Source organism: Reyranella soli (assembly GCF_007992495.1).
Classification (GTDB): Bacteria; Pseudomonadota; Alphaproteobacteria; order Reyranellales; family Reyranellaceae; genus Reyranella; species Reyranella soli.
The window spans coordinates 21,348-30,564 of sequence record NZ_BKAJ01000151.1; the positions used below are offsets into that span (position 1 = coordinate 21,348).

The window sequence follows — 9,217 nt, forward strand, 5'->3', positions numbered from 1 at the left end:
TTCATGAGCACCCAGACCATCGCGCGCGGCCAGAGCAACGAAAACACGGCCGACTCCTTCGGCGTCACGCCGGTGAACAAGGTGAAGCGCGTGCACGAGCGTGGCCGCTACGACCGCAAGACGGTCTACGAGATCCTCGATGCCGCCCTGGTCTGCCACATCGCCTATGTGATCGACGGCCGGCCCTACTGCACGCCGACCTCGTTCTGGCGCGAGGGCGATCATCTCTACTGGCACGGCTCCTCGGCCAGCCGGATGATCCGCACGCAGGGCCAGGGCGTGCCGGTCTGCCTCACCGTCACCCATCTCGACGCGCTGGTGATGGCGCGCTCGGGCTTCCACCACTCGGTCAACTACCGTGCGGTGATGGCCTTCGGCACGGCGCACATCATCGACGACGTGGAGAAGAAGCTGACGTTGATGGACCGCTTCATCGACCGCATCTATCCCGGCCGCTCCAAGCTGATCCGCCAGCCCAACAAGCAGGAGTTCAAGGCCACGACCATGATGGGCATGGAGATCGAGCACGCTTCAGGCAAGATCCGCGACAAGCACGTGGCGGACGAGGAGGAGGATTACGCGGGCGTTCCGGCCTGGTCGTCACTCTATCCCGTGACGCAGGTGATCGGTGCGCCGTCGGAGTGCGAGCGCCAGCTTCCCGGCCTCGAGCGGCCCGACGACATGACCGACTTCGAGCCTGGAGCGCGCCTCGACGAGCTGATGACCAAGAGCTACCGGCGCACGTTCGGATAGCTGCGCGATCGAGCTATTTCGACTTGAGCCGCGCATCAAGGAAAGCCTTCGCCATCGCGTAGGAGTCGGCCCTTGGCTCGGGGTGGGCGCCTTGCAAGTGGCCCTCCAGATCCAAATACGCTCGAAACGCCGCATCGAAGATGTGGGGCGCGTTTGGATACACCTTGATCGTCGGCGCATGAGGAAAGTCGGACTGCAATTCGACGTACTTCAGACAATCCGGATAAGGACCACTTGAACGGCAGGAACGACGAAGCCGCGACCGATTCCTACGCGGTGACGAAGGCTTACTTTGACGCCCGGCTCAAGTTGACACCCAGATGATCGACTTTAGGAGCGCGTCAGAGCCAGCGTGCAATCGCGGTCGGACGATCGTTCCTTGCCTGTCGCACTGATAGTGGCGCCGTCGTAACGGCCCGTCAGTGTGACGCGAGATCCCAAGCCGGTGCGGGCGATGTTGGCGATGTCGCGAATGACTGAAACGGCAACATCGAAGCTGTAGCCGTTGGTCTCGCTTGGCCCCGCCGTTCGCCATGTCGCCGAACCGTTCGTCAGGCGCAGGTTGAGGTCGATGACGAATGGTGCCCCGCGCTGCCGCACCGTCACCAGGCCTTGGTCGCACTTGTAGGTCCCACGCCACAGCCCATCGGGCGAGGGCAAGGAGGGATGGTTGTCGTAGGCCGTGGGGATCGGTTGGCTGACGACGGGAGGACGGACAGGCGCGACGTCCCGCTCCAGCACCATCGTGCACTTGTTGTTGCTCGCAAGGATGGCGTTGCTTTCGAGCCAGCCGAATAGCGTCGTCTCGGGGGGGGCGCCGCTGGCAATACTTCCGCCGCTGGACATGGTTCGACGCGTTACACGGACCTTGGTTCCGTCGATCGCGACGCTGATGCCGAGCGTGTTGTCATTCCCCGACGAAGCATAGGCCGTGTACCAAGTCCCGCTCCCCGCTTTCAGGCGTACTTCCGGCTTCAGAGTGAACGGCTTGAAGTTGCCGTTCCGGCCGCATTCATACGTCCCTCGCCAGAGCCCGTCTGTCGATTCCGGCGGATTGGCAGGCAGCGCTGCGGATGCCTCGGTCACCGGCGGAATGTCTTGCTTGGCTTTCCTCTGCTCGTCGTCCTTCGACAACGCTGCCGCGGCATCCTGCAGAAGCGCTTGCTGTTGGGCCTTGGTCACGAACCCGGTTGACGGCTGATTGCGCGCCTTCTGCCAGTTCGCGATCATCTCGCGCGAGCGCGGGCCGAGCACGCCGTCGTCGCCGCGCGTGTCGAAGCCGAGCGAGGTCAGCGCGACCTGCAGGCGCCGGCGGTCCGTAGCGTCCAGGCGCAGGCCCCTTTCCGCCGCCTCGGCTTGCTCCTTGAGGGTCGGCAAAGCGGGTGCGGTCTTGGCCGCCGCGGCGCGTGCATCTGCTTCGGCCTGCTCGCGCCGGTCGGTGGCCACCGCCAACGCCTGGTCGGCCTGCTGCTTGTTGGCGGCGTCCGCCTCGGCCTTCTTCGCGGCCGCTTCCTCGGCTTCGCGCAGGGAGGTGGCCTCGGCTTCGGCCTTGCGCTGGGCGGCTTCCTCGGCGGCGCGCTGCGCTATCACCGCCGACTGATCATCGCGGCCTCCTTCGGCGCGGCGTCGCGCTTCGATATCGGCCTTCAACTGGGCCAACTCCAATTCGGCTTTCTGGCGCGCCTGTCGCGCATTCTCGAGCTCGACATCGGCCCGCCGTTTGGCCTCGGCTTCCGCATCGGCGCGCTGTCGCGCTTGCGCTTCCAGCTGTCGCTTCTCCGCCGCCAAGGCGTCGGCCCTGCGCCGCTCAACCAGTGCCTGTTCGAGTTGCTCGGCTGACAGGGTGAGCGCCGCCGTGCTGACCGCCGCTGTCAGATTTGTCGTAAAGGCCAGATAGCCGCCACCGACAAGCAGTACCGCGACGGCAGTGATGGTTCCCCACAGCGCCGATCGGCGGAGCGTGACGCCCATTTTGCGGGCGAGGGCACCTGACACGCTTTCGCGCCTGTGGACATGATAGATTTGCAGAGGACGGCGGACATGCCGGGCCCGATGCCTGCCGCCATCGACGAAGGTGCAATCCGCCAGCAGATGCGTGGCGTCGCGAATTTCGCGCGATGCTGCAATCCCGCCCGGCTCGGCCATCAGCTGGATGCGGGAGGCGACATTGACGGCATCGCCGAAGATCGTCTCGGTCTCGTCGACGATGACCTCGCCGAGATGCAGCCCGATGCGGAACATCAGGCGCTGTTCCTCGTCGAGCGCTTGGTTGAAGCGCGCCATCCGTTCCTGGATGTCGATCGCTGCCGCGACCGCTGCCACCGCCGAGCTGAATTCGGCCAGCACGGAGTCGCCCACGATGTTCACGATCCGGCCGCCGCCGGCATCGACGGCAGGCAGCCAGATCTCGGCGCGTACCGACTTGAGGCGACTGACCGTGCGATCCTCGCCACCTTCCATCAGGCGCACGTAGCCGGAGAGGTCAGCCTGAACGATGGCTGACAGCCGGCGGCGACGGGCGGTGCGCCCGCCCTCAGCCGTTGGCGATGACATGTTGCAGCGCCTGCCGGTCGCGGACGACAAGGCGGCCGCGACCCTGGTCGAGGATACCCCTGTCGCTCCACGCGGCCAGCTGCATGCTCACGCGCTCTCGCGAAACACCGAGCATGGCCGCGAGCTCGGCGTGGGAGATGCGCAAAGCGGGCTCCTGGGGCGATTCATCGTCATGCGCCAGGCTGACCAGCTGCTTGGCCAACCTTGTCGGAAGATCCAGGAAGGCGGTATCGGCGATGTACTCGGTCGACCGCCGCAGCCGCGCGCATAGAAGCTCGATGATGCGGGACATTGCTTCGGGCCTTTGCCCGAAGAAAGACATGAACTCCTGGCGCGCAATGAACAGCAGCTCGCAGGCATCGCGCGCCACCGCCGTCGCGGTGCGTCCTTTGCCGTCCAGCAGGGCGATCTCGCCGAAGAATTCTCCGGGACCGAGGACGTTGAGGATCAGCCCCTTGCCCTGCACGGAGTCCACGGTGAAGGCGACGCGGCCCGCCAGGATGCCGTAGAGGCCATCGCCGGCGTCGCCCTCCTGGAAGAGGATGTGTCCGGCCGGAACGCGCCTGGTCCGTGTGCGCGTCAACACCGCCTCGCCGTCCTGCTCCGAAAGCTCGGCAAAGAAAGGATGGAGGCGGAGCAAGTCCTGGGGCGTCATTCCAGCGGCACCGTACCTTGGCCTGGCGGCAGTCTGGCCAGTTACGGCAGGCGGCACAAGAGCGGGGCGAGCCTTATCACCCGTTCGCAACCTTGACGGGGCCCGGTCGGTCCAGTCCAACGCCTTTCAGGCGTCCGAACGAGGCGTGAAGCCGATCGATGATCGGCGGCGCCAGCGGCGGCCGCAGTATCGAATCGACGTTGCTTTTGACGTGGTCCTTGTTGCCGGTCCCGAACAGGACGACATCGACGCCCTGTGTGTGGCGCGCGTAGCGGTACGCCGCGTCGGTGATGCTTTCGGCGCCGCCTTCACCAACGACGAACGCGAGCGGATCGCCGTCGGCCAGGATCGAGGCGTCGAGATCGCCTTGCTCGACCAGCTTGGCGAAGATGTCGTGGCGATAGGCGGCGTTGCTGAAGATGTTGCGGACGACGAACATCAGGAGCGTACCGATCCCTCGGCGCTCGGTCTCCGGGAAGATCTGGCGCCGTGCGCCCTGGTTCATGAGGCTGTAGGCCAGCATGGTGACTTCCCAGGGCGCTTCCTGGATCGCCCGGGCGAGCATCTTCTGTTCCGGATCGTTGGGGCTGGTCTCGGTGATGCCGACATGGCGCACCTTGCCCTGTTCCTTGAGCCTGACCAGAGCGGGCGCCAGGACGTCGTGATGGTGCCCATAGGCGGCAGGGCTGACGGCGTGGAAATGGAAGACATCCACGTAATCGAGGCTGAGACGTCGCAGCGCGGCCTCGACCTTGCGGGTCACGGTCTCGGCGGTATCGTTCGCGCTGAAGATGGCCTTGGTCGAGATCACCAGCTTGTCGCGGTCGTAGGACCGGGCGGCGGCGCCGACGATCTCCTCGGTGCCATAGGCCTCGGCGGTGTCGAGGAAATTGACGCCGAGATCGACCGCCGTGCGCACGATCGCGACGCAGTCGTCGAAGCTGGCGCCACGCCCGAGTCCCAGGCGGCTGTTGCCGCCGCAACCGAGGCCCGCGACGCTTACCCTGAGGCCGGTCTTTCCGAGTGACTTGTAGTCCATGGATCGGTCCCTCTCAGCTGCCCGTTGAGGCATAGCGCGCCATGCCGGTGCGCCAGACGACGAACGACAGGGCAAGGAACGCGAAACCGGCGATCGGTGCAAGCGGCAGCAACCAGTCCGGTGCGCCCAGCGGATCGGGCCGCCTCAGGATCGCCAGCACCGGATAGTAGGCCACGCAGGCGAGCGGCAGGCCGAAGGTCAGCACGCGCCGGAACCAAGCTGCGTAGATGTTGAGCGGATACTGCGCCGCCTGGACGCCGCCGTAGCTCAGCACGTTCATGATCTCCAGGCTGTCGACGGTCCAGAAAGCGAGGGTGGCCTGCAGGACCATGATGCCCATGAACAGCCCAATGCCGCCGGCCACGGCCCACAAAGCGATGGCGACCGCCCGCGCATCCCAGGTGATGGGGACGAGGTTGGTGGCGAAGACCAGCACGATAGAGGCCTGTATCAGCCGTCCCAGTCGCGACAGGCGAACCTCGTAGCCGGCGAGCTGCAGGGCGGCGGCGCGCGGTCGCAGCAGGACGCGATCGAACGCGCCAGTACGTACGAAGTCGGTGCCGAACACCTCGAAGCCGCGGCTCAGGAGGTCGGCGAGCGAGAACATGATGTTGACCAGCGCGTAGAACAACGCCGCCTCGCCGAACGACCAGCCGCCAACCGACCCGAAGCGGTGGAATAGGGCGAACACGCACAGGATCTCGATTGACGTCGCCGCGCAGTGGCCCGCGGTCAGCATCAGGGTCGCCGTCGGATACTGCGCCTGCGCGCGCAGCGAGGTGATGATGTAGCGGCCATAGAGGGCGAGGGCGTTCATGGATCAGCCCCCCTGCATTTCCAGCCGGCGCATCATGCGCTCCATGGCGAAACGTCCGAGGGCGATCAGCACCAGGGTCCAGCCGGCCTGCAGGGCGAGGCCCCGCAGGGCGGCGTTGCCCGTGAGGTCGGCGAAATAGATGCGGAACGGGATGTCGACCAGTCCGGCGAGCGGCTGCACATGCAGGAAGGGCCGCCAGGCGTCGGGATAGAAGTCGAGCGGCAGCAGGCTGCCCGAGAACACGATCACCAGCGGCGCCAGGACGGCATTCACCCCGCGCTCGTTGAGGCTGGCCGCGACGATGATGTTCGCCAGCATCAGGACGGCAGCGGCGAGCATCGTCATGAGGATGAAGGCGGGGATGAACAGCAGCGCCGCCGTCACGCCGGAGGGTGGCCGCCAGGCCCAGTCATCGAGGCCGACGAGCGGCAGCACGATGGCCGCCGCCAGCACCATCAGCACGGCGCGCGGCAGGGCGCGGGCCAGCATCCATCCCACGGTGCGCACGTACCAGTAGCCGTAGGCGTCGAGCGGCCGCAGGCGGTCATAGCCGACACCGCCGGAGCGCACGGCCTGGCCGACCTCCGGGTCGGCGAGCCAGGGCTGCAGCGCCAGCAGCGCCTGGCCGAGCCAGACATAGGTCACGACGTCGGTGAGGCCGATCGGCGCCGCCGCGGCGTTGACGCCGTAGAAGGCGGCAAACACCAGGATTCGGATGGCGCCCCACCAGAGCTGCGTGGCAAAGCCTGCCAACGCTGCTGCACGATATTGCAACACGAGCTGGAAGCGCGCGCGGAAGGCCGCAAGGTAGGGACGGGCGGCCCGGGTCGTCATGCCTCACCCGCATCGTGCAGGTCGTAGAAGCGTGCGATCACCTCTTCGATGGCGGGCTCGTCGACATGGATATCGTCGACGGCGTGCCGGGCGGTGATATCGGCGATCAGTTTTGGCGTCGGGATCTTCGTCGGGTCGAAAGCGAGCTCGAGCGAGCGTTCGCTGCGGGCCCGGACCGTGACGCCCGGTATCCCGAGCTCGGGCGCCGCACCGGCAAAGTCGATGTGGAGCCGCCGTTCGGCGAGCACGCTGGCGCGCAGGCTCTCGAACGGGCCGTCAGTCAGCAGGCGACCCTGGCCGATGACGATGACACGTTCGGCCAGCGCCTCGACGTCGTGCATGTCGTGGGTCGTCAGCAGCACGGTGACGCCCTGCTCGCGGTTGAGCCGCCGCACGAAGTCGCGCACCGCGAGCTTCGACGGCGCATCGAGCCCGATCGTCGGCTCGTCGAGGAACAGGATCGCGGGATCATGCAGCAGGGCCGCCGCGAACTCCGCCCGCATGCGCTGGCCGAGCGAGAGCTGGCGCACAGGCTGGTCGAGCAGCGGTTCGAGCCGCAGCATGGCCACGAGCTCGTCGCGCCGGCGGCGATAGCGCTCGGGTTCGACACGGTAGATGTCGGCCAGAAGGTCGAAGCCGTCGATCACCGGCAGGTCCCACCAGAGCTGGCTGCGCTGGCCGAACACCACGCCGATGCGTGCGACATGGCGCACGCGGTCCTCGTAGGGCACCAGGCCGTCCACCTCGACTCGGCCGCTGCTGGGTCGCAGGATGCCCGACAGGATCTTCACGGTCGTGGATTTGCCGGCACCGTTGGGTCCGATGAAGGCCAGCAGCTCACCGGCTTCGAGGCTGAACGACACGTCGGCCAGGGCGTGGACCTCGCGCCAGCGCCGGCGGACGAGGCCCAGCATGGCGCCGGTGAGGCCCGGCGCGCGTTCAGCGACGCGATAGGTCTTGGCCAGCGCCTCGACGAGGATCTGGGGCATGGGACCGTCCGCCCGGTGGTAGCAAAAGGGCGCGGAACCTATGCGGTGTCCGTGTTCAAGTCAAACAGCGAAGCGCGGACCGCGGGCGTCCCGCCCGCTCATGATTCATGAGGCGGGCCAGAGGCCCGCGGTCCGCGCTTCGCTGTGATGACGGAGAAAGTCATCCGTTGCGGCGTGACACTTTGCGACAAACATTCAGCCAATTGTCACGTTGCGCCGGATGCCTCGTCCAACATCTCGCCACAATGTCTGTCGAAACTTCACACCAACTAACCATCACAACAACATCGGGAAACGCTTGAGGATGGCCGCATCGGTGTGCACGCGCCGTGCGGCTTCGAGTTTGCGTGTGCGTAAGCGTTGGGGAGTAGGATGCGTTATCGATCGTCGAAGTCGGTCCCGATTTGGTTGGTCGGATTGGGCCTTGTGCTGGCGGCTTGCGATGAGTCCGCTTCCGCCGATGCGCCGCAGTCGGCGCCGCCCGATGTCGGTATCGTGACAGTCAAAGCGGAATCCTTTGCCCTGACCCGAGAGCTGCCCGGCCGCGTCGCGCCGACGCGCGTCGCCGATGTTCGGCCCCGCGTGTCCGGCATCGTGGTCCAGCGCCTGTTCGAGCAGGGCAGCGACGTGAAGGCGGGCGAGGCGCTCTATCAGATCGACCCCAAGCCGTTCGAGGTCGAACTGCAGGCGAGCGAAGCCGCCCTCGAGCGGGCGAAGGCCGCGCTCGAGCTCGCCCAGCAGCAGGTCAACCGCTCGTCCGCCATGGTGAAGGCGCAGGCCATCGCCACGGCCCAGCACGAGATCGCCGTCGCCACGGTGGCGCAGAACAAGGCCGAAGTCGCCGCCCGCGAGGCCGATGTCGCGCGCGCCCGGCTCAATCTCGACTACGCGACGATCCGGGCGCCGATCAGCGGCCGCATCGGTGCGGCGCGCGCCACGGAGGGCGCGCTGGTCGTGCAGAACGACACGGTCAACCTCGCCACCATCCAGCAGCTCGACACGATCTATGCCGACTTCACCCAGTCGGTCGCCGAGCTCAACCGCCTGCGCCGCGCCTTCGAGAGCGGCGACCTCGAGCGCCCGGCGCCCGACGCGGTGAAGGTGCGCCTGGTGCTGGATGACGGCACGACCTACGCGCACGCCGGCAAGCTCCTGTTCTCCGAAGCCCGCGTCGACGCGTCGTCCGGCCAGGTGACGTTGCGCGGGGAGTTCGCCAACCCGAACCGCGAGCTGCTGCCCGGCATGTATGTCCGCGTCCTGCTCGACCAGGGCGTCGACAGCGACGCCATCACCGTTCCCGAGCAGGCCGTGCAGCGCAACGGCGGCGGCGGCAGCGAGGTCTTCGTCGTCAAGGACGACAATCGCGCCGCGCTGCAGCCGGTGCGGCTGGGCGCGGCCCAGGATGGCCGCTGGCTGGTGGTCGAAGGCCTGAAGCCAGGCGATCGTGTGGTGATCGACGGCTTCCAGAAGTTCGCCGCCGGCGACAGCGTCAAGCCCAGGTCGGTGACCCAGTCGGCGGAAGTCGAGAGACCGCGGATCGTCGGTTCTCGCTAATAGTGTTCATGGTCTTCCGGACC

8 protein-coding genes are annotated in these 9,217 nt (G+C 66.8%); 2 read left to right on the plus strand and 6 right to left on the minus strand.

Features of this window, described 5'->3' with window-relative positions:
* Positions 1-3 precede the first annotated feature (3 nt).
* Complete coding sequence (locus RSO01_RS36355; protein ID WP_147155508.1) at positions 4-753, plus strand: pyridoxamine 5'-phosphate oxidase family protein; 750 nt, start codon at positions 4-6, stop codon at positions 751-753.
* 330 nt (positions 754-1,083) lie between these two features.
* On the opposite strand, the gene RSO01_RS36360 is transcribed toward RSO01_RS36355, so the two are convergent.
* From RSO01_RS36360 to RSO01_RS36385, 6 genes are all read right to left on the minus strand, one after another.
* Entirely contained in the window at positions 1,084-3,306 is a 2,223-nt protein-coding gene (locus RSO01_RS36360) for a peptidoglycan-binding protein (RefSeq protein WP_147155509.1), read from the minus strand.
* Positions 3,287-3,961: a Crp/Fnr family transcriptional regulator gene (locus RSO01_RS36365; protein ID WP_147155510.1), complete on the minus strand. Its 675-nt coding sequence runs from the start codon at positions 3,959-3,961 to the stop codon at positions 3,287-3,289. Before RSO01_RS36365 ends, RSO01_RS36360 begins: the two co-directional genes overlap by 20 nt.
* Before the next feature lie 76 nt (positions 3,962-4,037).
* Complete coding sequence (locus tag RSO01_RS36370) at positions 4,038-5,000, minus strand: aldo/keto reductase (protein WP_170303629.1); 963 nt, start codon at positions 4,998-5,000, stop codon at positions 4,038-4,040.
* Positions 5,001-5,013: 13 nt separating this feature from the next.
* Complete coding sequence (locus RSO01_RS36375) at positions 5,014-5,817, minus strand: ABC transporter permease (RefSeq protein WP_147155512.1); 804 nt, start codon at positions 5,815-5,817, stop codon at positions 5,014-5,016.
* A 3-nt stretch (positions 5,818-5,820) separates the two neighbouring features.
* On the minus strand, positions 5,821-6,651 hold the full coding sequence (locus tag RSO01_RS36380) for an ABC transporter permease (protein ID WP_147155513.1): 831 nt from the start codon (positions 6,649-6,651) through the stop codon (positions 5,821-5,823).
* Positions 6,648-7,640 (minus strand): ABC transporter ATP-binding protein, encoded by a 993-nt coding sequence (locus tag RSO01_RS36385; protein WP_147155514.1) that lies wholly within the window; start codon positions 7,638-7,640, stop codon positions 6,648-6,650. Before RSO01_RS36385 ends, RSO01_RS36380 begins: the two co-directional genes overlap by 4 nt.
* 372 nt (positions 7,641-8,012) lie before the next feature.
* Here RSO01_RS36385 and RSO01_RS36390 point away from each other — a divergent pair, with 372 nt between their 5' ends.
* The gene (locus tag RSO01_RS36390; protein ID WP_147155515.1) at positions 8,013-9,194 is read left to right on the plus strand and encodes an efflux RND transporter periplasmic adaptor subunit; all 1,182 of its coding nucleotides are present in this window, start codon (positions 8,013-8,015) and stop codon (positions 9,192-9,194) included.
* Positions 9,195-9,217: the final 23 nt, after the last annotated feature.

Coding starts and splice junctions, on each gene's coding strand:
- RSO01_RS36375 (WP_147155512.1), bottom strand. CDS start 5,817: ATGAACGCCCTCGCCCTCTATGGCCGCTACATCATCACCTCGCTGCGC.
- RSO01_RS36380 (WP_147155513.1), bottom strand. CDS start 6,651: ATGACGACCCGGGCCGCCCGTCCCTACCTTGCGGCCTTCCGCGCGCGC.
- RSO01_RS36390 (WP_147155515.1), top strand. CDS start 8,013: ATGCGTTATCGATCGTCGAAGTCGGTCCCGATTTGGTTGGTCGGATTG.
- RSO01_RS36355 (WP_147155508.1), top strand. CDS start 4: ATGAGCACCCAGACCATCGCGCGCGGCCAGAGCAACGAAAACACGGCC.
- RSO01_RS36365 (WP_147155510.1), bottom strand. CDS start 3,961: ATGACGCCCCAGGACTTGCTCCGCCTCCATCCTTTCTTTGCCGAGCTT.
- RSO01_RS36385 (WP_147155514.1), bottom strand. CDS start 7,640: ATGCCCCAGATCCTCGTCGAGGCGCTGGCCAAGACCTATCGCGTCGCT.
- RSO01_RS36360 (WP_147155509.1), bottom strand. CDS start 3,306: ATGTCATCGCCAACGGCTGAGGGCGGGCGCACCGCCCGTCGCCGCCGG.
- RSO01_RS36370 (WP_170303629.1), bottom strand. CDS start 5,000: ATGGACTACAAGTCACTCGGAAAGACCGGCCTCAGGGTAAGCGTCGCG.